Origin of the sequence: Myxococcus sp. SDU36 (assembly GCF_030168875.1) — a bacterium.
Taxonomy (GTDB): Bacteria; Myxococcota; Myxococcia; order Myxococcales; family Myxococcaceae; genus Myxococcus; species Myxococcus vastator.
In genome coordinates, this window is sequence record NZ_CP077414.1 from 1,291,263 (window position 1) to 1,313,427 (window position 22,165).

Consider the following 22,165-nt stretch of genomic DNA (forward strand, 5'->3'; position numbering starts at 1 on the left):
AAGGGCTTTCCCTCCCTCCAGTACGTGGCACACGCGCTGCTAAGGCAACGCAGCCGGAAGCAACGCTCGGCCGCGGTGGGGCCGGGAGCGCGACACACGCTTTTGAGGGAGAGCTGATGATGGGCAAGACGAGCGCGGGGTTCTGGACGGTGTTGGGCGTGATGCTCCTGGGGGGCTGCGCGCACCAGCCGCAGGTGAAGGTGGACAACACGGAGCAGCCCTACCGGATTGGCCGTGAGGACGTGCTGGACATCGCGGTGTGGCGTGACGCGGAGCTGTCCCGGACGCTGCCGGTCCGTCCGGATGGCTACATCTCCATGCCCATGGTGGGCGAGGTCCACGCCGCGGGCAAGACGCCCACGGAGCTGGCTGACTCCCTGAAGGTGGCCTATCAGCCGTACGTGCAGGAGCCGCGCGTGACGGTGATTGTCCGCGAGGTGAACAGCAGCCGCGTGTTCGTCACCGGCGAGGTGGCCCACCCGGGCGCCTATCCGCTGCGCGGCCGCGTGTCGCTGCTGCAGGCCATCGCGCTGGCGGGTGGCTTCACGGACTTCGCCAACTCGGACGGCATCGTGGTCATCCGCACCGACAGCAAGGGCGGCCAGATTCCGGTGCGCTACAGCGACCTCATCGCTCCGGATGGCGGACACGAGGTCATGCTCCGTCCGGGTGACACCGTCGTCGTTCCGTGAAGGGTGATGCCGCGGTGGGCGTCGTGGACGTGGGCGGTGGTTGGCGTACGGGACGGAGGGCGACGGTGAAGGGCAACTGGAAGAAGTGGCTACTCGCGGGCCTCATGTTCGGCGCGCCCGCCACGCAGGCCGCGACGGTGTGGGAACCCCGGCTTCGGCTGACGGCCGAGGAGCGGTTCGACGACGACCTGCGGCTGGGCGGTGACGGCACCGGCCAGCTGATGACGAAGGTGACGCCGCGGCTGGGACTGGAGGCGAAGGACGCGCGCCTCACGCTGGACAGCTTCTACGCGGCCGACCTGCTGATGCGGCATGGGTCGGGCAGGACGACGCTGGACCACCGGGGCGGCCTGGAGGCCCGGCACCAGATGACGCGCCGGCTGCGGCTGGACACGGCGATCCGGGTGTTCCGTGTCACGGACCCCAGCTCGCTGCCGCGTGACGGCCTGGCGCGCTCCACGCTGCCCACCTTCTTCACGCAGGCGACGCTGGGCGTGACGAACCGCGTGGCGGAGCGGCTGGACATGCGCGCGGGCTACCGCTTCGAGGCGGTGCGCATCATCGACGTGGGGCAGCGCGCGGGGTACGCGCACACGCCCTCCATCGAAGGCTGGTACCGCGCCACGCGCCGGCTCAGCCTGGGCCTGGAGTACCGGTACCAGGGCTTCCTCTATGAGGGGACGCTGAGCCAGTCGCACGGCGCGGCGCTGGGGTTGCGGTATCGGCTGACGCGGCCTACCACCTTCACCGTCCGGGCGGGCCCCGTGCGGTACCTGGCGCCGGTGGCCCAGCAGGGGGGGTGGGTTCCGCGAGTGAACGTGGAGCTGCAGCGCGAGGGGGAGCTGTTCGACGTGGGCGTGTCGATGGGACACGACCTGGTGGGCGCGAACGGCTTCACCAACGCGCTGTGGGCGGACTACGCGTCGGTGATGCTGGCGCGCCGGTTCACCCAGAAGTTCTCGCTTTTTGGCGCGGCCAGCTTCTTCCGCAACGGGCAGGCCCCGTCGCTGGACTGGGCCGTGTTCAGGGGAGCGCCGCGGGTGTCGCAGGGCTACGCGGTGAGTGGTGGTGTGGAGTACCGCATTGACCGGCGCCTGTCGGCGCAGGGTGCGGTGGATCGGATCGCTCAGGTCGGGCTGGCGGATTCGGCGAGCGCGGTGGACCTGACGCGCAATGTGTTCGCCGTCCGTTTGGTGGTGACGCCTTGGTAGCTACAGCGCGTGGGATGGAGGAGGAGCGGAACATGGAGCGAGGGATGACGGCAGACCAGCTTCTGGGAGCCCTGTGGCGACGCAAGGCCCTGGTCGGTGCCATCGCAGCAGTGGTCTTCTTGGTGGGCGCAGCCATCGTGATGACCCGGCCGAGCATGTACGAGGCTTCAGCGGTGGTCCGCGTGGAGCCGCAGCGGCCAGGTGAGGAGATGGTGCAGCGCACGGTGAGCGAAATCATCGAACAGCGGCTGCTCACCGTGCGACAGGAGCTGCTGGCGCGTCCGGTGCTCCAGAAGGCCATCGAGGAGATGAACCTCTATCCGGACATCGTTTCGGAGAAGGGCATGGAGTCCGCCGTCGCGCAGATGCGCAAGGACCTCACGGTGCGCGTGGAGGGTGAGACGGCCTTCGAGCTCACCTACGCCAACCGCGACCCGCAGGTGGCGGCGCAGGTGGCCAACCGCCTGCCGACCATCTTCTCCGATGAGACGCTGAAGATTCGTCAGGCGCAGGCGGCGCGCGCCACCGACCTCTTCAACGAGGAGATGGTGGCGCTGGGCAAGGCGGTCAGCGCCTGGGAGGGGAAGATCTCCCAGTTCAAGGTGGACCACCTGGGCGAGCTGCCCGAGCAGATGGAGATGAACATGCGCGGCCTGGAGCGCGTGTCGCACCAGCTCCAGACGAAGTCGGAGGAGCTGCGGGTCGCCGAGGCGCGCCGCTCCGACCTGGCCCGCGCTCGCAACGCGGTGGACAGCGAGGCCGGCCGGCTCGAGGCCGCGGAGAACGGGCTCACCCGTTCACTGGTCAACGCCCGCACCACCTGGACGGAGGACCACCCGGAGGTGAAGCGCCTGAAGACGGAGCTGGACAGCATGTCCGCGCGCCGCAAGGACGCTGAAGGCCGCCTGTGGGCCGAGCGCGTCGAGCGCACCCGCGTGGCCTCGCTGATTGGCAACATCCAGCAGGAGATTCAGGACCTCCAGAAGCAGGCCGAGGCGTACCAGGCCCGGCTGAACAACACCCCGCGCTGGGCGCACGAGCTGGCGGTGATGAACCGCGACTACGAAATCGCGCGCACCAAGTACCAGAGCGTGGTGAGCCGCAAGGTGGAGGCGGAGATCGCGCAGGAGCTGGAGGCCAAGAGCGCCAAGAGCCTGTTCAACGTCATCTCCCCGGCGGGCGTGTCGGCGACCCCGGCCCGGCCGGACCGCATGGCGGGCATGCTCATCGTCTTCCTCCTGGCCCTGGGCCTGGGGGTGCTGACGGGCTCGGTCCTGGAGATGCGTGACGACAGCCTGCGCGATGGTACCGAGGTTCGCCAGCGCCTGACGCTGCCTGTGCTCGCGGTGGTCCCGGAAATGCAAGGCAAGACGGAGCGGCGGATTCTGATGCCGGCTTCGGGGGCTCGAAACAGCGTGTCCAACCCCACGACGTTGAACTGAGTCTCGCCGGAAAAGGACGGAGGACGGACATGGATCAGACGATGGAACGGGCGGGCAACTTCCTCCCCCGAGTGGATGACAACCCGACGGGCGGCAATGCGGTGGACCGGCGGGTGGTGACGTTGACGGCGCCGGCATCGGCCGCGGCGGAGCAGTACCGCAGCCTTTATTACAGGCTGGAGCGGATGCGGGACCTGCGGCCGATGAAGGTCGTCGCGCTCACCTCGGCGATGCCGGGGGAGGGCAAGACGGTGACGAGCGTCAACCTGGCGCTCGCCGCGGCCCGGGCGAACCCGGAGCGCCGCATCCTGCTGGTGGACGCGGACCTGCGCCGGGGCGGCGTGGCGGCCACGCTGGGCATGCGCAACAAGACGGGCATGGCGGAGCTGCTGGCGGGGGACTGCGAGGTGCGGGACGTGGTGCGGCGGTTCAACTCCACGCGCCTGGCCCTCATCCCCGCGGGCGTCACCCCCGAGGACACCGCGCAGGTGCTGGCGAGCGGCCGGATGAAGCAGTTCCTCAAGGCGGTGCGTGAGGGCTTCGACGAGGTCTACATCGACCTGCCGCCCACGCTGCCCTTCGCGGACGCGGCGATTCTGGGCCACCAGGCGGACGGCGTGCTGATGGTCATCCGCGCCAACGTGACGTCGGGCAAGGCGGTGCACCAGGCGGTGGAGAGCCTGGGCGGCGCGCCCATCGTCGGGTGCGTGCTGAACGGCGCGGAGGTCCACTCGGCGCCGTACCTGAAGAACTACGTGAAGAAGTAGCGGCGGGTGGCTTTGGCTTCGGCTCCCGCCTCCTGGTGACAGGGGGCGGGGCCGGAGGTGGAAGAGGGTCGGGCGGGTAGGTTGGAGGGGCACGTGCTCCGGGTTTTTCACCATTATTTCTCTGCAAAGAAGCTGACGTTCTTCCTCGCCGAAAGTTCGGCAATCGCGTTGGCCTGCGTGATGGGCGCGGCGGCCTGCGCGGCACTCTTCGCGCCTGACGGGATGCACACGCCGCTGTCGCAGTTGTGGCCCACGCTGCTGTGGGTGGGCGCGGCGTTCGTCATCACCTTCCAGTTCACGCTGTACCTGTTGGACTTGTATGACCTCCGTGTGGCCGCGGAGGACCGGGTGAGGGGCTACCGGTTCCTCAAGGCCGCGGGTGTCACGGCGATGGTGGCGGGCGGCGTCATGCTCGTCACCCCGCTGGTGGTGCCGATGCAGCTCCCGCCGGGCACGCTGCTGGGCGGGGCCATGGGGGCCCTGGCCGGGACGTTGATGGTGCGGGTGTCCATCCGCGCCCTGGTGGGTGCCCCGCACGCGGTGCTCATCGTCGGCGAAGGGCCCAAGGGTCGCGCGGTGGCCAGCGCGATTGAAGCGGGCGGGGAGGGCACCTACCGCATCGTGGGCCTGACGGACCCTCGCACCTCGGGGGAGACGCTGGAGCAGACGGCGGCCCGGCTGAACGCGGCGTACGTCGTGCAGGCCGCGGATGACATGCGCGGGGCCAACTGGGTGGACGGCCTGCTGCGCTGCCGGCTCCAGGGCCGGCGGGTGTATGAGGCCACGGGGTTCTGCGAGCGGGTGCTGCGCCGGATTCCCGTGCAGTTCCTGCGGGCGAGCGACTTCGCCTTCGCGGACGAGCTCACCGTGTCCCCGCTGCGCCGCACGCTGAAGCGGGGCTTCGACATCGCGGTGGCATCCCTCCTGCTAATGCTGTCCGCGCCCTTCCTGTTGCTGGTCGCGGTGGCCATCAAGCTGGATTCGAAGGGACCCCTCTTCTACCGGCAGGAAAGGACCGGGCTGTTCGGGAGCACGTATCACCTGTGGAAGTTCCGCAGCATGCGCACGGACGCGGAGAAGCATGGCGCGGTGTGGGCGAAGGCGAACGATGACCGTGTCACCCGGGTGGGCCGCTTCATCCGCCGCACGCGCATCGACGAGATTCCCCAGGTCTTCAACATCCTGACGGGAGACATGAGCTTCGTGGGGCCCCGCCCCGAAAGGCCAGTGTTCGTCGAGCAGTTGAAGCAGCAGATTCCGTTCTATGGCCTGCGGGAGGCCGTGAAGCCAGGCCTGACGGGGTGGGCTCAGATTCGCTACCCCTACGGCGCGTCGGTGGAGGATGCGCGGAACAAGCTGGAGTTCGACCTGTACTACGTGAAGAACGGTTCGTTGTTCCTGGATGTGGGAATCATCTTCCACACCGTGAGGCATGTGCTTCTCGGTCGTGGGGCGCGGTAGGGCATTTCGCTTTCCCGGCCTCCGCTGAGGGAGGCCGGGAGGTGGGCCCGCCTGGGGAGGCGGGCTGGGGCGTCGTGGATGGGGGTCAGCGTCATGGTGGGAATGGACATGGAAGCGCCGCTGCCCGCGGAGTGGGCGGAGGCCCGCCGCAGGCTGGAACTGGAGCTGGAGGGCCAGGGCAACGAGGTGCTTCAGGGGCAGGTGGACCGGCCGACGCGCATCGTCGCCATCGGCGGAGGCACGGGGTTGCCCATGGTGCTGCGCGGCCTGGCCCGGCGCGCGACGCCGAAGGCCCGGCAGCCCGGCATCGACATCACCGCGGTGGTGGCCATGAGCGACGACGGCGGCAGCTCTGGCCGGCTGCGGCGCCAACACGGCGCGCTGCCTCCGGGCGACATCCGCAACTGCCTGGTGGCGCTGGCGGGTGGAAAGAACGCGCTCAAGGACGTCTTCCAGTTCCGCTTTGGCGGGGCGCGCGGCCTGGCGGGTCACGCGGTGGGCAACCTGCTCATCGCCGCGCTCGCGGAGCTGAAGGGGGACTTCATGGAGGCGGTGCGCATGTCCGGGGAGCTGCTGGGCGCCCGGGGCCACGTGCTGCCGTCCACGCTGGCGTCCGTGCAGCTGGTGGCGCAGATGCATGACGACACGGAGGTGGTGGGGGAGCGCAACATCTGCCGCGCGCACGGCCGGGTGCGCCGCGTCACGCTGAGCCCGCGCTCTCCGCCGCCCACCGAGGGCCTGCTGGAGGCCATCTACACGGCGGACCTCATCGCCATCGGCCCGGGCTCGCTGTACTCGAGCGTGCTGCCCAACCTGCTGGTGGACGGCGTGGCCCAGGCGCTCAAGGAGACGCGCGCGCTGAAGGTCATGGTGGCCAACCTGATGACGCAGCCGGGGGAGACGGACGGCATGTCCTGCCTGGACCACGTGCAGGCCGTCACGGACCACGTGGGGCCGGTGCTGGACGCGGTGCTCGTCAACGGCACGCTGCCCACGGAAGAGGCGACCCGGCGCTATGCGCGTCGCGGCTCGTTCGTCGTGTCGGCCCACCCGCGAGACTTGATTGGCGCGGGCGTGGTGCCGGTGCAGGCGGACCTCCTCAAGGCAGGGTCCAGGATTCGACACGACAGCCGCAAGGTCGCCGCCTGCCTGCTGAAGATGGCCCGCAGCGGGTTGTAGCCGCGAACCTCCATCACCACCTTGGGCGCCCGATACCTCATGGAAGCAAGAGACCTTTCTGCCTCGCCGCGCGTCACCGAAGTGACGGGACGCGCGGCCTTCATGGCCCTGGAGTCCGAGTGGAACGCGCTCGTGGAGGCCACCTCCAACGAGCTGTTCTACCGGCATGAGTTCATCCGCGTCTGGATGGACAACTTCGTTCCCGGCGTGAACCCGCGGGTGCTGACGCTGCGGGACGCGGACGGGCGCCTCGGCGCGGTGCTCCCGCTGTGGGAGGAGCGCACGACGCTGCTGGGCGTCCCGGTGCGGCAGCTGTCCGCGGCGGCCAACGCCCACTCCTGCCGGTTCGACCTGGTGGCGAAGGAGCCGGAGGTCGCCGCGGCGGCCTTCGTGTCCCACCTGCGGTCGGCGGGTGGCTGGGACGTGCTGCGGCTCACGGATGTCCCCGACGGAGGGACTGCCTGGCGGCTGCACGCGGTGGCGCGCGAGTCCGGGATGGCCGTGGGCGCGTGGGAGTCCCTGCGCTCGCCCTACGTGCCGCTGCCCAAGACGCGCGACGCCTTCCAGAAGCGCCTGCAGTCCAAGCTCAAGGCCAACTGCCGTCGTCGCCGCCGCAAGCTGGAGGAGAAGGGCCGCCTCACCTTCGAGCGGGTGGACAGCGGGCTCGGCCTGGAGGGCGCGCTGGAGGAAGGCTTCCTGCTGGAGCAGAGCGGCTGGAAGGGCGCGCGCGGCACGGCCATGGCGCAGGACGCGCGCACGCGCGGCTTCTACACGGAGCTGGCGCGGGACTCGGCCTACCGCCAGCGGCTGGCGCTGTACTTCCTGCGGTTGGACGGTCGGCCGGTGGCCTTCCACTACGGCCTGGAATACGGCGGGCGCTACTTCCTGCTGAAGCCCGGCTACGACGAAAGCCTGCGTGAGTGCAGCCCGGGCCAGCTCCTGGTGGACGAGGTCATTGGAAGCTGCATCGACCGGGGCCTGCACGAGTTCGACTTCCTGGGGCCGGACATGGTGTGGAAGCGCGACTGGACGAACGAGGTCCGGCGCCACACCTGGCTCTACGTGTTCAATGACTCCCCCTTCGGCCGGGCGCTGTGTGCGGCCAAGTTCCGGTGGGGGCCCGCGGTGAAAGAGGTGGTGTCGCGATGGAGACGATGAAGCACTCTGGCCGGCTGTTCGTGCCGTCACTGCCCACACTGTGGCCACACATGCTGTTGTCGCGGCCTAAGCCCGGCGCGCTCCCGCCGTTCTCCTCGCCCAACGTCCGCTACTTCTACTTCGCCCGCAACGCCATCTGGCTGACGGTGAAGATGCTGGGGCTGGACTCGGGCGAGGTGCTGATGCCGTCCTACCACCACGGCGTGGAGGTGGAGGCCCTGGTGGACGCCGGCGCCACGCCGCGCTTCTACCGCGTGGGCAGCCGCTGGGACGTGGACCTGGACGACGTGGCCCGGCGCATCGGCCCGAAGACGCGGGCCTTGTACCTGACGCACTACGCGGGCTTCCCGGGCCCCGTCGCGCGGATGCGCGAGCTGGCGGACCAGCACGGCCTCATCCTCATCGAGGACTGCGCGCTGTCGCTGCTGTCCTCCGACGGCGCGGTGCCGCTGGGCACGACGGGAGACGTGGGCATCTTCTGCCTCTACAAGACGCTCCCGGTTCCCAATGGGGGCGCGCTGGTCGTCAACGGCCCGCGCCAGTACAGCCTGCCGGAGCCGCCCGCGCCGCCGTCCGCGTCCACCTTCAGCCACACGGTGTCCGCGCTGCTGCAGAACCTGGAGCTGCGCGGCGGCCTGGCCGGACGGGCCCTGCGCAGCGCCGTGCGCACGCTGGGCCATGGCACGGTGAAGGCGGCCAGCATCGAGCGCGTGGCCACGGGGACGCAGCACTTCGACCGCAAGCACGTGGACCTGGGCATGAGCCCGCTGACGAAGCGGATTGCCCAGGCCCAGGACCTGGACGCCATCGTCGAGCAGCGGCGCCGCAACTACTTCTTCCTGCTGGGCCGGCTGCGCGACATCTCTCCGCCGCTGTTCAACCAGCTGCCGCCGGGCGCCTGCCCGCTGTTCTACCCGCTGGTGGTGCAGGACAAGGCGGAGGTGCTGGCGCGGCTGCGCGCGCAGGGCATCGACGCCATCGACTTCTGGAAGCGCTTCCACCCGGCCTGTGACGCCGCGGCCTTCCCGGAGGTGGCGCAGCTGCGGCGCTCCATCGTGGAGATTCCGTGCCACCAGGACCTGACGCCGGAGGTGATGGCGGACGTGGCGCACGCGGTGCGCGAGGCCGTGAAGTCGGACCATCGGTCGAAGAAGCGCGCGGGTTGAGGTGCATTCAGGGGACAGGGGAGGGGCGGCTGCCCCTCCGGGAGGACGGGCGTTGATTCGGGAGGATGAGCTGTCACAGGGAGCGTGGGCCGCGCACCGGCTGGAGGTAGGCGCCGTGGGCAGCCTCTCCACGCTGGCGGGGATGCGGGAGGAGTGGGCCGCGCTGATGGACGCGAGCGACACGGGGCCCTTCAATGCCTGGGAGTGGGTGTACCCGTGGTGCCGGCGCATCGCCACGGGCCGGCGCCCGCTGGTGCTGACCGCGCGCGACGCGGCGGGCACGCTGGTGGGCCTGATGCCGCTGGCCGTCGAGTACCTGGGCGTCACCGGCGTGCCGGTGCGGCGGCTGAGCTTCCTGGGGGAGACGCACGTCGGCAGTGACTACCTGGATGTCGTGGCGCGGCGGGGCCGTGAGCGCGAGGTGGCGGGCGCCTTCGCGCGGATGTTGCACGCGCTGCGTGACGAGTGGGACGTGTTGGACTTGTCGGACCTGCGCGAGGACTCGCCCACGGTCGACGTGCTCCGGGACACCTTCTTCGGGCAGGACGTCCGCGTGGCGCCGCGCTACGTGTGTCCGTACGACACGCTGACGCCGGGCGAGCCCTTCGACGCGTTCCTCAAGCGCACGGGACGCCGCGACAACTTCCTGCGGCGGCGCAAGTGGCTGGAGAAGCAGGAGGGCTACCGCATCGAGCGCACGGAGGCCCCGGGCGAGCTGGCGGCGCCGCTGACGGACTTCTTCCGTCTGCACTCGGCGCGGTGGGCCGCGGATGGGGGCTCGCAGGGCATCAAGGGCTCGGGCGTGGAGGCGTTCCACCGCGATGCCACCCAGTTCCTGGCGGAGCGGGGCCGGCTGCGCCTCTACACGATGAAGGTGGGTGGCCAGGCCGTGGCGTCGGTGTACGGCATCCTCCACCGCGACAGCTTCGTGTACTTCCAGTCCGGCTATGACCCGGCGTGGCGCAACCGCAGCGTGGGCCTGGTGCTGGTGGGCGAGACGTTCCGCGACGCGATGGAGGCCGGCCTCACTGAGTACGACTTCCTCCGGGGCACCGAGACGTACAAGTCCGACTGGGTGTCCAAGCAGCGGCGCACGCTGTCCGTGCGCGTCCATGCCGGGACGTGGGAGGGGCGCTGGTTCTCCCAGTCCGAAGCCCTGGCGCGCCTGCTGCGCAACGGAGCCAAGGCGGCGATGCCGGACACGCTGGTGGAGAAGGTGCGGCGCCTGCGCCGCCGGCGGGCCGCGGTGCACTGAGTGTTGGAAACGCCAGCGACGCCGCGGGTGCTGTCCAGGAGGCCGCGCGTCAGGGCATGCCGCCCGCGACCTCCGCGCGAAGCTGGGCAATCGCGGGGCCGAGCTGCGGCGGCTGCATGTTGCGCGGGACTTCCACGGAGAAGCGCTCGAAGTAGGCCAGCGCGGTGGCCTTGTCGCCGCGGCGCAGGGCGAGGCTGCCCAGGAAGATGAGCGCCTCCTGCGCGTCCGGCCAGGTGTCCACCAGCTCCGTCAGCTCCGCCTCGGCGCCGGCCATGTCACCCTGGGTGGCGCGCAGCACGCCGCGGTGCACCTTCAGCTCGACGTTGAAGGGGTCCGCGGCCAGGCCCTTGGCGGTGACCTTCACGGCCTCGTCGAACTGCTGACGGCGGATGAGCTCGTGGCTCAGCAGCGCCGCCGCGTCCACGTCTCCGGCGTTGGCGTTCAGCCGGGCGCGAGCCTCCTGCATCTCCGGGCCTTCCTGCAGCGGCTCGCCCATGCCCGCGCCCTGCGGCTGCGCGGAGGCGCCGCCCGGGGGCATGCGGCCGGTGGCCTCCATGCCGTCGGTGCGCGTCTGCTGCTCGGAGACGAGCAGGTAGCCCAGCCCCCCGAAGAACACCGCGATGCCCGCGCCCCACAGCGCGCCCACCAGCTGCGGATTGCGAGACGCCCACCCGGTGGGGGCCGGGGCCTGGGGACGGGCACGGACGCCCTCGCCGGAGGCCTTGCGCTTGAGGTGCTCGTCCTTCGCGCGCAGCGCCGCGGCGGCCTCGCGCTCCAGGCGGGACTTCTCGGCGGCGTACTGCTTGGCGCTCTGGTTGTGCTTCTCCGCTTCCAGCGCGCGGAGCTGGTCGATGAGGGACTGCGCGCGCTGGGTCAGGTCATCGAGCACGCCGTCGCGGGGCTCGGCCGATGCCAGGGCGCCCTTGCGGCGCTGCAAGAGGAGCCAGCCCGCCGCCAACACGAAGGTGATGGCGAGCACGATGATTCCGGGCAACCAATTCGTCGTCTGCGGCTGCATGGCCTGGCGCTCCTAGCGCTCGAGCTCCCGGCGCACGGCCTGGAGGTACGGGTCTTCTTCATCCACCGGAGGCGCTCCAGCGGGCGCGGCCGGGGCCGCCGTTTCTTCCGAAGTCGGGGTCGCGGGCGCGGTCTGCTCCGGGGCACCCGCGCCGCGCTGGAGCTGCCGCCAGATGACGAAGGCGCCCACGGCGACGAGCGCCACCGGGCCCAGCCACACGAACCAGTTGAAGCCCTCCGCGCGGGGGGAGAGCAGCACCCACTCGCCGTAACGGGCGACGAAGTACTCGACGATTTCGGCGTCGCTCTTCCCCTCGGAGACGAGCTCGCGAATCATGTCGAGCTGGGCGCGCGCCATGGAGGATGGGCTGTCCGCCACGGACAAGCCCTGGCACACGGCGCACCGGAGCTGCTTGCCCAGCGTCTGGGCACGCGCCTCCAGCTCCGGCGCGAGCGGGTCGCTTCCCGCCTGCTGGGGCGCGAACTGGCCGGTGACGAGTGTGAAGGCGAGGGACAGGGACAGGAGGGCAGCGGTCATCGAAGCTCCATCGAGCCGTCCCTACCTAGCGCCCCAGGCCGTGATTGGACAGTGAAACCTGAGCGGCGGTGGCCTGTCCCGCCGCCCGGCCTGCTGTGCCTACATGGGGGCGTCCGGGGTGAGCTGCGCCTGGGCGGCCGCCCGGTGCTCCGGCTGGCCGGTGATCAGCGCGTAGAGGGCGTAGGCCACGGGCGACGCGGCGAGCAGCTCCGCGCAGTGGTCGCCCAGGCGGTCCCAGACCTGTCCGCCCGCCTTGACGTAGGCGTCCAAGGTGGCCTCGAACACGGCGTCCACGCCGAGCATCTTCTGGAAGACGAAGTCGCGCGCGGGGTCGCCGACCTTGGCGGTCGTCCAATCGAGGACGCCGGTGAGGGAGTCGTCCGGGTCCATCAGGACGTGGGCGGGGTACAGCTCCCCGTGCGTCAGCGCGACGAAGCGGGGCCAGTAGGCGTCGTCGCCCAGCCACCGCTCCCAGCGCTGGGTGAGGGACGGCGCCACGTCGAAGGCCTGGGTGACGCGGGCGATGTCGGAGGCCCAGTTGGCGCGGACCTGCTCGGGCGTTTCGACGACGAGGCCGGCCTGGCGGGCGGCGCCGATGTCGATGGCGTGCAGCCGCTGCAGGAGCTGACCGAAGTGGCGGGCATAGACGCGGGACTCGCGGTCGAAGTGCCACACCGGCTGGCCCGACGCGGGGTCCAGCGTCAGCCCCGGCTTGCCCGGCAGCGCGGGGTAGGCGATGAGCTCCCGGTCGGCGACCTGCCACCGCGGCACCGCCACGCCCAGCCGGGGACCGACGAAGTCGAGAATCGTCTTCTCGTCCGCGAGCTTCGCGGAGACGTCCTCGCGCCGGGGGATGCGGAGGACCCACAGGGTGTCTTCGAGGTCGCGCGCCATCACGACGCGATAGTCGAGCCCGGCCTCGTTGACCGACAGCGTGTCGGGTTGGAGCTTCAAGCCGTGGCGGGCGGCGAGCTCGACAAGCTGGGAGGCATCGGAGGGGGCGGGGGGCATCCGGGACGTCCTTTCAAGCTCGCACGGTGATGAAGGGCGTGCGGGCATCGGCTTCAGGGGAGGACCACGGTCCGTCGTGGCGGAACGCGCGCTGGCCGGGCGTGGGTGTGGCGCCACGACTTGCTGGTGACACGCTTCCTGACAGGCAGGGGAGGGTCGCCACGTTGACGCGCCTGCTCAGAACGTCCCCTCCACCATCAGGCCGCCGGTGTGCGGGCCGAGGACAGGCGTCACACGCGCCTGGATGACGTTGGGCCGCGCGCGAGGTGCTGGAGTGGGGCCACCCGTCAGGCCCAGTTCCTGGCGCAGCCGCTTGTTGTGGCCATCCGCCAGTTCACGCGCCTCGCTGGGGGTGATGGGGTGTGGATCGCGCAAGACGCCCCACATCAGCAGCCCGGCGCCAATCATGCTCACACTCGAACCCACCCAGAACTTCGTGCGCATTCGTTCTTCCGCCGCGGATTTGCGGCGGGTGCAGGACGCGAAATCAGGGCCGGATGGGCAGTAGTCCGGCAGGGAGGCGGCTGCGGCGATTACATAGGTGAGACCTCCCACCGTTGCGACTCCACCTACGAGTTTCAGCGTGAGGTTCATGGTGCTTCTCGCCTGATACTCCGCCAGCAGGTCGTCTCGGCCGAGCTTCCGATAGAAAGCCTCGCCCTTGAGCGGCTTCTTGAACTTCCCCTCGTAGGCAACCGTCCACCACCTCGGCGGTCCGAACAGGGCCAGTGGCGAAAACGTCAGCGAAACAGTGACGAACTCATCGAACCCGATGTGCCGGAGCTCATATTGCTCCAAGGCTTCCTCTGGACTGAGGACAGGACCCCGCTCGGCGAAGGATGCGGAGCCGACCACCTCTTCGTTCGCGAAGGTTGGAGGGGTGGCCAACAGGGCAATGATTGTCACGAGTCGGAGCATGAGCGCGTGCGTCATATGGGAGGTGCCACGACGTCCGCAAGGCCAGGTTCTGACATTGACCTCCTGGGGATGCGTGCAAGGGATTGAAGGCCGCGGCGTTCCGCTCAACCGGTGGCGTTCATCCACAGGACCTTGGAGAGCAGGCAGGGCCGCTGCGGCTTGTCGTCGTTGGGGGTTGCGTGGATGCGCCCGACCGCACATCCGCGACCGGCCAGCTCGTCTCGACGAGCCGCTACCTCTTGCCAGGAAGGGACGTGTCCTCGGGGCGCCTCCTGTCGCTTTCGGGCGCGCGCTCGAAGAACACGAGGACATCGTCGAGCGAGAACTTCGGGTTCCGGTTCGGCGCGCGCAGGACCTGCTGGAAGCCGAGCTTCTCCAGGACGCGAAGGGACGCGGTGTTGCTCTCCAGGGCGCACGTGCGGACCCGGTCGAGCTTCAGCGTTTCGAAGGCGAAGTCGAGCATCCACCGCGCGGCGCGCGTCGCGTGGCCACGTCCCCAGTAGGGCCGGCCGACCCAATAGGAGAGCTGGGCGGTCCGCGCTCTCGGGGACAGGGCCACCAGCGAGCAGCAGCCGATGAAGCCGTCCTGGGGATGAAGCATGGCGAAGTGGAAGGCTTCGCCCTTCGCTCGCGCACCCATCGCGGTGTCAATCCACGCCTCCGCCTGGCCGGGCGGGAAGGGGGAGGGAAGGTGGGTGGTCGCGCTGACCGCCGGGTCCGACGCAAGCGCATGGAACGCCGCCGCGTGCTGGCGCATCACGGGCTCCATCAGGATGTCGTCGCTCGAGGGCGCGGCGGGCATCGCGAGAACTATTGCAGAGTCAGGGCTGAAAGTGGCGCGCCATCGCTGCTCCTGGCGGGGCCAGGGCGGTCCCGGTCGACCCGGCCGTCCATGCCCTTGGGGACAGGTGGGGCGCCCTCGCGGTTCCTGCCTATTGTCCGCACCGAGATGAAGACCGGACCCACGGAGCCGCCGCACCTGCCGGAGTACCTGCCCGTGCTGGATGGGCTGCGCGGCGTGGCGGTGCTGATGGTGATCTCCTATCACTCGCTGACAGGGCTGCGCAGCGCGTCACTGGGCTCGCTCTTCCAGGTGGGCTGGGCGGGAGTGGATCTCTTCTTCGTCCTCTCTGGCTTCCTGATTACGCGCATCCTCGTGCAGACGCGTGCGCGCGGAGGCTACTTCCGTACCTTCTACGCGCGGCGGGCGCTGCGCATCTGGCCCCTGTACTTCCTGGTGCTGGTCTTCACGTTTGGCGTCATGGGGCGGCTGCTGCCAGCCCTGGCTTTCGACACGCATCGCTACGCCTGGACGACCTACGCGCTGTATCTGCAGAACCTATGGATGACGGACTTCGGTCCCGCGCCCATCAACGTGACGTGGTCCCTGGCCATCGAAGAGCAGTTCTACCTGGTGTGGCCGCTGCTCGTGTTCTTCCTCCGGAACGGGCAGCTCCGCGCGCTCTTGTGGGCGTGCGTGCTGCTGTCCCCCGCGGCGCGCCTCGTGGCCCTGTGGGAGGGCGCGGCGCCCATCCAGGTCTACACCTTTACGCTGTTCCGACTGGATGGACTGGCGCTCGGGGGCTGCTGGCGCTGGGCGTGGTGGATGGCCGCGCCACGGTGGACGGCCTGGCGCGGTGGGGCGCGCGGCTCGCGGTGCCCGCGCTGCTCGTGGCCTTCGGGCTGTCCCTCGTCTTCTTCGGCGAGGGGGCCGCCATCCACATGGCAACGGCGCTCACGGGGCCAGGCGGCACTCAGGTCCGTGCGCTGATGGTGGCGGGCCTGTACACGCTTTGGGCGGCGGGCTTCGCGGGCCTGCTGGGGTGGGTGCTCTCCGGCCGCGCGCGGGTGCTTCAAGCCGTGTTGCGGTGGCGGCCGCTGCGCTTCGTGGGGCAGGTGAGCTATGGGCTCTACCTCTTCCACGCGCTCGTCATCCCCGCTGGCGGTCATTTGCACGCGGCCGCTGTTCTCCCGCTACATTCCTTCGACCTTCGTCGCCACCGCGCTGGGCATCTTGTTCGAGTACGCGGTGCTGCTGGCGCTCACGCTCGTCTCGTGGCGCTTCTTCGAGAAGCCCTTGCTGTGTCTCAAGGACCGCTTCACGCATACGGACGCCGCTGGGAAGGCCGTGGCTCCCACGGCCTGACGGAGGGGCGTCCGCGTGGGGCGCCGTACCGCGTAGCGACGCGTGAGCTACGGCTGAGGTGGCGCCCAGATGGCGCTGTGGGGCTCCGGCGCGTTGGGGGCTTCCTCCGCGGTGTAGAAGTAGGCCGCGACCGCGGCGCGACCCCGTCCCTGGGGGCACTCCAGCGCGGTGGGGTGTCCGTGCCAGTGGTCGTCGCCGTGGGCCATCACGACCAGGCGATCCAGGAGCGGTGCGATTCGCGTCTCACACCGGGAGAGGTCCGTGCTCCACAGCTCGAGGTCGCCTCCCCAGGCGGGCTCCCACCCGGGGTTCAGGTAGTAGAGGACGGTGAGCCGGCGTGAGAGCGCGCGGAAGCGATCTCGGTTGAAGTCGGCGTGCAGCGCCAGATGCCCCCCACGCAACGTGAGGTGCAGCCCGGCGCCCCGGAAGTGTGGATCCGGGATGAGCCCTTGCACTCCGGTGAGCGACTCCAGGAAGTCGATGAACGCCATGCCGGAGAACTCCGAGAGCAGGTGCCGGAGCGCTCCGGGGACGTCTTCGAAGGCCTTGCGCTGAAGCTGTCCCAGCCGAGCCGCCTGCTCGGGGTGGTCGCGTCGCTTCCAACTGGCCTCGGTCGCGCCCGGGAAGACGCTGGCCAGCTCGGACGCCAGCGGCTCCCCCAGGAAGCCATCGATGACAGCGTGGGGATGAGGCCGCGCCGCGCCGTAGCTGGCGCGATGGGCCAGCGCGAGCGAGCGGAGCGCCGTGCGGTTGAAGAAGAAGCTCGGCCCTCGCAGCGGGCCTTCTTCGTGGGTCGCGATGCTCACGGGCCCCCTATAGCAGAACGGGCGGCGCACGCCGCCGGCGCGCCGAAGGCGGGACGCGGACTCAGGACAGCGCCCGCAGTCCAGCGCGAAGGGCGTCGACGTCGGTCCGCGCCAGCAGCCGCTCCGTCTCCTCGTTCATCCGCTCCCAGTGGGGCAGCGCGGCTTGAAGGAGCTGGAGCCCTGCGCCCGTCAGCGTCAGCAATCGCCCGCGCCGGTCGGCCGGGTCGACGGTGGTCTTCACCAGCCCGCGCCGCTCAAGCGGCTTCAGGTTGGCCGTCAGCGTGGTCCGGTCCATCGCCAGGAGCTCCGCGACCGGACCGATGGACGGCGGCTGGGGGCGATTGAGCGACATCAGCAGTGAGAACTGTCCGTGCGTGAGGCCCACGGGGCGCAGGGCTTCATCGAAGCGCCGCGCCAGGGCGCGCGCGGCCTGCTGGACCGCCAGGCACAGGCAGTGGTCACGGACATGAAGCGTCGTGGCGAATGGGACGGCTCTGGACATTGACAGGGGACATTATGTTGATATCAACCTTTCTTGTCAAAGCAGGGATGCCTGACTGGAGCGTTGCCATGGCCTATATCGATGGATTCGTGATCGCAGTACCCGCGGCGAACAAGGAAGCGTATCGGCAGGCGGCTGTCGCTGCGGCGCCGCTGTACAGGGAGTTTGGTGCGACGCGCTTCGTTGAGTGCTGGGGGGACGATGTCCCCGAGGGCAAGGTCACCGACCTCCGGCGCGCGGTGAAGGCCGAGCCTGATGAGGTCATCGTCTTCTCCTGGCTTGAGTACCCCAGCAAGGCGGTGCGGGACGAAGCGAACGCGAAGGCGTACCGCGACCCGCGGATGAAGGAGTTGGGTGCGCACCTGCCCTTTGATGGGAAGCGGATGATCTTCGGCGGCTTCGTCCCCGACCTCCACGAGGGCGGAGCGGGGAGGCCGGGCTACGTCGATGGCTCTCTCGTGCCGGTCCCGGTGGGGAACAAGGAGGCCTACCATGCCATCGCGTCCCGTCTCGCGGCGGTGCTGCTGGAGCATGGCGCCCTGCGCGTCGTCGACGCGTGGGGAGATGACATCCCCGACGGGAAGGTCACTGACTTCAAGGGCGCGGTGAAGGCCACCGCGGAGGAGCAGGTCGTCTTCGCCTGGATTGAGTGGCCGTCGAAGGAGGCTCGCGACGCGGGGTGGGGGAAGGCCATGGCCGATTCGCGCATGCACCCGGACAACGTGCCCTACGACGAGGGCCGCCGGACCCATGGCGGCTTCGTGCCCATCCTGGATGAGCGGGCGGCGACGGGCGCATAGGCCGCCTCGTCATGCGCCTCCGCCTGGTTTCGTGACGCCCGGGAGGGGCGGAGGACGCAATCGAGGAAACGCCGGTGGCCTCACCGGCCTCATTTCATGAAAGCCCCCGGGACGATGCCGCGGTGTCTCCCGTCCGCCCCTTACCCGGCTTTCCTGAGCAGGGTGGCTTCCGCGCCCATGCGTACTTGGATGTGCTGGGTGTTCTTGGCGTGTTGCGCCTTTGGCGCTCCGGCCCTGGGTGTCACCGTGGAAGCAGTGCCGCGGCTTGCAAGCGGAGCCTGGTCCGTGGACATGACCGGGACGCTCACGCCGCGGACGCTCGCGGAGGTGGACCAGCTCGGCGAGGCCCTGGTTCGCGACGGCCGAGGACGCGGCTCGATGAGGAGGCCGACGATGTCCACCTGGAGCCAGGGCAGGCTCACGAGGAGCAGTTGGGCTCGGTGGATTGCGACGTGTGGTGGTGTGAGCCATGCGACGGCGCGGTGGTGGAGCGCTATGGCACGCTCTTCACACGTCATGTCCGGTGCATGAAATGCAATTACGTGACCGCGACCAAGACAAGCCGGACGATTCACCGCGCGACGTACTCCAGTGGCGGGACGATTGAAGTCACGGTGCGTTGCAAGCACTGTCACCACACCGCGAAGTCCCGTCACTCGACGCCGAAGCTCACTCGGTCCACGTCGTCGAGTTCGTCCAGCCGGAGCAGCACCTCAAGCGGTGGGCGCTCGTCGGGTGGTGGTTCGAGCGGGCGCTGGTAGCCGATGCGTCCTGGATGACGAGACCGCGCTTGAAAGGCGCGCCGCGTCAATCACTTGCAAACGGATTGAGCAGATATTTCCGCCCACCACGTTGGGTGAGGCGTTTTTCGATCCTGGCAACCTTGCCTTTAATTGAAAGCAAGGAGTAGCGTTGCCAAGTCGACAGGAGGCCACCCTGCTGTCTGGCATTCTGTTCGACGCGTCCGTCAACCGTAACCAGGAGACACGTCATGAACGAGAGCGTTCAGGGAACCGAGCTGGTGGATCAGTGGCGCAACAACGCCGACAAGAGCAACCCCGCGGGGCCGCTCTTCATCGGTGGTGAGTTCACCGAGTCGGACATCGTCCACGAGACCATCGTCATCTCCGGTCGCTGTGGCACGGGTTGCTCGGGGTCGCAGACCCGTTTGTGCTGCTGAGCTGAATCCCCATGGCGTCTGACCTGGACGCCAGCAACTTCGATGCCTCGCTGGGGTGCCTGCTCCTGCCTGTGATGGAGGAGCTGGCATCCCGGCTTGACCGGGTTGCTGGGCTCGCTTCGAGTGAGCGCGACGTCGTTCTCTCCGCGACGCGCGAATCCCTCTATGTGCAGCTCACCCTCAAGCTGGGGCGGCTGCTTGTGTTGGAGTTGAACGCCGCGCGGGTGACGGGTCGGCTGACTCATCCGGACCCCGAGGGGCGCTGGGCGGAGTTCCTGGAGCTCTCCTCGCGGCGCGCCTTCTGGGATGCGCAAGCGGCCAACTATCCGACGATGCCGCCGCGCGTGGAGTGCATCCTGCGCAACCGCGCGGAGGCCTCGCTGCGCTTCGCGGAGCGCTGGACCCAGGACCGCCCTGCGCTGGGCGTGTTGTGTCAGGGCAGGGCGGTGGGCGAGCTGACGGGCCTGTCCTTCGGGGCGGGAGACAGTCACCGGGGCGGCCAGACGGTGGCGCTGCTCCAGTGTGGCACCGAGCGGTTGGTCTACAAGCCGCGCTCGGTGGCCATTGACGCGACGCTGGGGCGGTTCCTCTCGGAGCTGAAGGCGCGGCACGACGGCCCCCTGTCCATCCGCGTCCCGGAGGTGGTGGAGCGGGGAACGCATGGCTGGGCCGAGTTCGTCCCGCACGAGTACGCCTCGGGTGACGAGGCGCTCCGCGGCTTCTATCGGGGCATTGGCCACTGGCTGGCGGTCATGCGACTGCTGGGTGGCAGCGACCTGCATTCGGAGAACGTCATCGCCCATGGGGATGCCCCCATCGTCGTGGACTGCGAGACGCTCTTCACCCCGCGCATTCCGCCCAAGCCGTCGGAGCTGGGGCAGGCGATGGACCACGCCGCGGAGTTGGTGGGCGGCTCGGTGCTGTCCATTGGCATGCTGCCGGGGCGGGGGCTGGGGCTCGGGTTTCGCGGCGTGGACAACTCCGCCGTCGGAATGCTCCCGGGGCAGCAGCCCATGGTGCAGCAGCCGGACATCCTCCAGAAGGGGACGGACGAAGCGCGCGTCGGCATCACCCAGGTCCCCGCCCAGGTCTCCCAGAACCACCCCAGCCCGGAGCCCGCGCTGGCCCGCTTTTGGCCGGACGTCCTGGCGGGCTTCGACGGCATGACGGCCACGCTGCGACGGCTGGATGGTGCGGGGGCCCTTCCAGGGCTGCTCGCGCCCTTCGAGCCCTGCCGCATCCGTGTCGTGCCGCGGGCCACGGAGGTGTACGGGGAAGTGGCGCGCATGCTGTGGCACCCGGTCTCCCTGCACAAGGCGGAGCCAGCGCGCCAGCGCGCGATGGACCTGCTCACGAGGATGGCCGCCAACGTGTCCACCGCGCCGGCGGACCCGGAGGTCATCGCGGCGGAGGTCGAGGACCTGCTCGAAGGGGACGTCCCGTTCTTCACCACGCTGGCGGGAGACGGCCAGTTGGAGGGGCCTCGGGGGACGCGGTGGCAGCCTCGGTGCAACCTGGTGGAGGCCGCGCTGGCGCACTGGCGCACCGCCGACTTCACCCTGGAGCGCGACGTCATCCAGGCCACCCTGGTCAGCGCCTACGTCAACGACGGGTGGATGCCGGATGCGGCGTCGATGCTGCCGGCGCATGTCCGCACGGACGACGTCGATGCGCGTCGTCGGCGTATCGCGGCCGACATCGTGCGCCAGCTCGTCTCCACCGCTATCCGGGGGACGGACGGCAGCGTCACCTGGATTGCCCCCACGCGTGGGCCGACGGGGTGGTCCGTCCAGCCCCTGGAGCAGGACCTCTACGGCGGCGCGTCCGGTGTCGCGCTGCTGGTCGGGGGCTACCTGCGCGAAGTGGAGAAGGGCCGGGCGGACCCCGTGGAGGGGCTGGAGCCGCTCCTGGCGTCGCTGGTCCACACGCTGACGCTGGCGGAGGACCGCTTCGAGGCGCTGCGTCAGCGCAAGGGCATCCGCCTGCGTCCACCGCCACCTGGGGCCTACATTGGCCTGGGCTCACAAATCTGGACGCGGCTGGTGCTGGCGGACTGGAAGCAAGACGGGGGTGACGGGCTCGCGCGTGCCGTGCGGCTCGCTGACGCCATCCCCGACTCCGCTGCGGCCGCGGACACGCACGACGTCCTGTCGGGCACGGCGGGGGCGATACCTCCGTTGCTCGCGCTGGCGAGGCGGACCGGGGAGGCGCGCTACCTCCAGATGGCGCGTGCGCTGGGCGACACGATTGGCGAGCAGGCGCGGCGCGAGAACGACCGGGCCTTCTGGCCGCACGAGCAGTGGCCGGAGGGCGTTGGAGGGTTCGCGCACGGCACCACGGGCATGGGCTGGGCGCTGACGTTGCTGGCCCGCGCGACGGGTGAGGCGCGCTACGCGGAGCTGGCGCGCGCGGCCTTCGCGTTCGATGAAGCCCTCTTCGACCCGGACGAGCAGAACTGGCTGGACCTGCGCATGTTGGAGGGCGCGAAGACAGCCGCGGCATGGTGTCACGGCGCGGTGGGCATTGGATTGGCACACCTCGACCTGGACCCCGGTCTCGAGCGCTCTCACACGCGGCTGACCTTGCGCCGGGCCGCCGCCGCGACGTGGCGTCTGGGGCTCGGCTGGAACCACTGCGCCTGCCACGGCGACCTCGGCTCCTGGGAGCTGCTGGAGCACGCCCTTCGCGCGGGCGAGGCGCCCGACGGGGTGACGCGGGAGGGGCTGCTGGCCACCCTCATCACCAGCATCGAGGACCATGGGCCTTCCTGTGGGCTGGTGCGAGACGCCTTCGCGCCAGGCCTGCTGCCAGGCTTGGGGGGCGTCGCCTACCAGTTGCTGCGTGCGCATCCAGAGCATGCGCTGCCCTCCATCCTGACTCTTGGGGGAGGGGCATTCTGAGCACGGACGCAAGCCA

General features: G+C 69.9%; 21 protein-coding genes. 14 read left to right on the top strand and 7 right to left on the bottom strand.

Annotated features, from left to right (window positions below; genetic code table 11):
• Positions 1 to 119 precede the first annotated feature (119 nt).
• The 9 genes from KGD87_RS05295 to KGD87_RS05335 all read left to right on the top strand — a co-directional run bounded on the left by KGD87_RS05295 (position 120) and on the right by KGD87_RS05335 (position 10,331).
• Positions 120 to 692, top strand: a complete 573-nt coding sequence (locus KGD87_RS05295) for a polysaccharide biosynthesis/export family protein (protein WP_284668583.1) — start codon at positions 120 to 122, stop codon at positions 690 to 692.
• Between the two features lie 65 nt (positions 693 to 757).
• Positions 758 to 1,903, top strand: coding sequence for a porin family protein (locus tag KGD87_RS05300; RefSeq protein ID WP_502888032.1), 1,146 nt, complete (start codon positions 758 to 760; stop codon positions 1,901 to 1,903).
• Positions 1,904 to 1,917: 14 nt separating this feature from the next.
• Positions 1,918 to 3,345, top strand: coding sequence for a GumC family protein (locus KGD87_RS05305; RefSeq protein ID WP_284666433.1), 1,428 nt, complete (start codon positions 1,918 to 1,920; stop codon positions 3,343 to 3,345).
• Between the two features lie 29 nt (positions 3,346 to 3,374).
• Entirely contained in the window at positions 3,375 to 4,112 is a 738-nt protein-coding gene (locus KGD87_RS05310; RefSeq protein WP_284666434.1) for a CpsD/CapB family tyrosine-protein kinase, read from the top strand.
• Positions 4,113 to 4,205: 93 nt separating this feature from the next.
• Positions 4,206 to 5,573, top strand: a complete 1,368-nt coding sequence (exoE, locus tag KGD87_RS05315; RefSeq protein ID WP_284666435.1) for a polyisoprenyl-phosphate hexose-1-phosphate transferase ExoE — start codon at positions 4,206 to 4,208, stop codon at positions 5,571 to 5,573.
• A 93-nt stretch (positions 5,574 to 5,666) separates the two neighbouring features.
• Complete coding sequence (locus tag KGD87_RS05320) at positions 5,667 to 6,752, top strand: gluconeogenesis factor YvcK family protein (protein ID WP_284666436.1); 1,086 nt, start codon at positions 5,667 to 5,669, stop codon at positions 6,750 to 6,752.
• Between the two features lie 39 nt (positions 6,753 to 6,791).
• Entirely contained in the window at positions 6,792 to 7,910 is a 1,119-nt protein-coding gene (locus KGD87_RS05325; protein WP_284666437.1) for a GNAT family N-acetyltransferase, read from the top strand.
• A complete protein-coding gene (locus tag KGD87_RS05330) occupies positions 7,907 to 9,076 on the top strand; it encodes a DegT/DnrJ/EryC1/StrS family aminotransferase (protein WP_284666438.1) in 1,170 nt (389 codons plus the stop codon). The genes KGD87_RS05325 and KGD87_RS05330 overlap by 4 nt, the downstream gene beginning before the upstream one ends.
• A 52-nt stretch (positions 9,077 to 9,128) precedes the next feature.
• On the top strand, positions 9,129 to 10,331 hold the full coding sequence (locus KGD87_RS05335; protein ID WP_284666439.1) for a GNAT family N-acetyltransferase: 1,203 nt from the start codon (positions 9,129 to 9,131) through the stop codon (positions 10,329 to 10,331).
• 49 nt (positions 10,332 to 10,380) lie between these two features.
• On the opposite strand, the gene KGD87_RS05340 is transcribed toward KGD87_RS05335, so the two are convergent.
• The 5 genes from KGD87_RS05340 to KGD87_RS05360 all read right to left on the bottom strand — a co-directional run bounded on the left by KGD87_RS05340 (position 10,381) and on the right by KGD87_RS05360 (position 14,617).
• Entirely contained in the window at positions 10,381 to 11,349 is a 969-nt protein-coding gene (locus tag KGD87_RS05340; protein ID WP_284666440.1) for a tetratricopeptide repeat protein, read from the bottom strand.
• 12 nt (positions 11,350 to 11,361) lie between these two features.
• Positions 11,362 to 11,886 (bottom strand): cytochrome c-type biogenesis protein, encoded by a 525-nt coding sequence (locus KGD87_RS05345; RefSeq protein ID WP_163785852.1) that lies wholly within the window; start codon positions 11,884 to 11,886, stop codon positions 11,362 to 11,364.
• A gap of 99 nt (positions 11,887 to 11,985) precedes the next feature.
• Positions 11,986 to 12,897 (bottom strand): macrolide 2'-phosphotransferase, encoded by a 912-nt coding sequence (locus tag KGD87_RS05350; RefSeq protein WP_284666441.1) that lies wholly within the window; start codon positions 12,895 to 12,897, stop codon positions 11,986 to 11,988.
• 177 nt (positions 12,898 to 13,074) lie between these two features.
• Positions 13,075 to 13,815: a hypothetical protein gene (locus tag KGD87_RS05355; protein WP_284666442.1), complete on the bottom strand. Its 741-nt coding sequence runs from the start codon at positions 13,813 to 13,815 to the stop codon at positions 13,075 to 13,077.
• A 232-nt stretch (positions 13,816 to 14,047) separates the two neighbouring features.
• Positions 14,048 to 14,617 (bottom strand): GNAT family N-acetyltransferase, encoded by a 570-nt coding sequence (locus KGD87_RS05360; RefSeq protein WP_284666443.1) that lies wholly within the window; start codon positions 14,615 to 14,617, stop codon positions 14,048 to 14,050.
• Positions 14,618 to 14,764: 147 nt separating this feature from the next.
• Here KGD87_RS05360 and KGD87_RS05365 point away from each other — a divergent pair, with 147 nt between their 5' ends.
• On the top strand, positions 14,765 to 15,586 hold the full coding sequence (locus tag KGD87_RS05365; protein ID WP_284666444.1) for an acyltransferase family protein: 822 nt from the start codon (positions 14,765 to 14,767) through the stop codon (positions 15,584 to 15,586).
• A 132-nt stretch (positions 15,587 to 15,718) separates the two neighbouring features.
• Positions 15,719 to 15,961, top strand: a complete 243-nt coding sequence (locus KGD87_RS05370) for a hypothetical protein (RefSeq protein ID WP_284666445.1) — start codon at positions 15,719 to 15,721, stop codon at positions 15,959 to 15,961.
• 47 nt (positions 15,962 to 16,008) lie between these two features.
• Here the strand turns inward: KGD87_RS05370 and KGD87_RS05375 are convergent, their stop codons facing one another.
• Positions 16,009 to 16,767, bottom strand: a complete 759-nt coding sequence (locus tag KGD87_RS05375) for a 2OG-Fe(II) oxygenase (protein ID WP_284666446.1) — start codon at positions 16,765 to 16,767, stop codon at positions 16,009 to 16,011.
• A gap of 61 nt (positions 16,768 to 16,828) precedes the next feature.
• Positions 16,829 to 17,269, bottom strand: coding sequence for a MarR family winged helix-turn-helix transcriptional regulator (locus KGD87_RS05380; protein ID WP_284666447.1), 441 nt, complete (start codon positions 17,267 to 17,269; stop codon positions 16,829 to 16,831).
• Between the two features lie 68 nt (positions 17,270 to 17,337).
• Here KGD87_RS05380 and KGD87_RS05385 point away from each other — a divergent pair, with 68 nt between their 5' ends.
• The 3 genes from KGD87_RS05385 (at position 17,338) to KGD87_RS05395 (ending at position 22,149) form a co-directional block, all read left to right on the top strand.
• Positions 17,338 to 18,069 carry a DUF1428 domain-containing protein gene (locus KGD87_RS05385; protein ID WP_284666448.1) on the top strand — a complete coding sequence of 244 codons (732 nt, stop codon included), beginning with the start codon at positions 17,338 to 17,340 and terminating at the stop codon, positions 18,067 to 18,069.
• Positions 18,070 to 19,060: 991 nt separating this feature from the next.
• The gene (locus KGD87_RS05390) at positions 19,061 to 19,249 is read left to right on the top strand and encodes a DUF6229 family protein (RefSeq protein WP_163786786.1); all 189 of its coding nucleotides are present in this window, start codon (positions 19,061 to 19,063) and stop codon (positions 19,247 to 19,249) included.
• 11 nt (positions 19,250 to 19,260) lie between these two features.
• Positions 19,261 to 22,149: a type 2 lanthipeptide synthetase LanM family protein gene (locus tag KGD87_RS05395; protein WP_284666449.1), complete on the top strand. Its 2,889-nt coding sequence runs from the start codon at positions 19,261 to 19,263 to the stop codon at positions 22,147 to 22,149.
• Positions 22,150 to 22,165 lie beyond the last annotated feature (16 nt).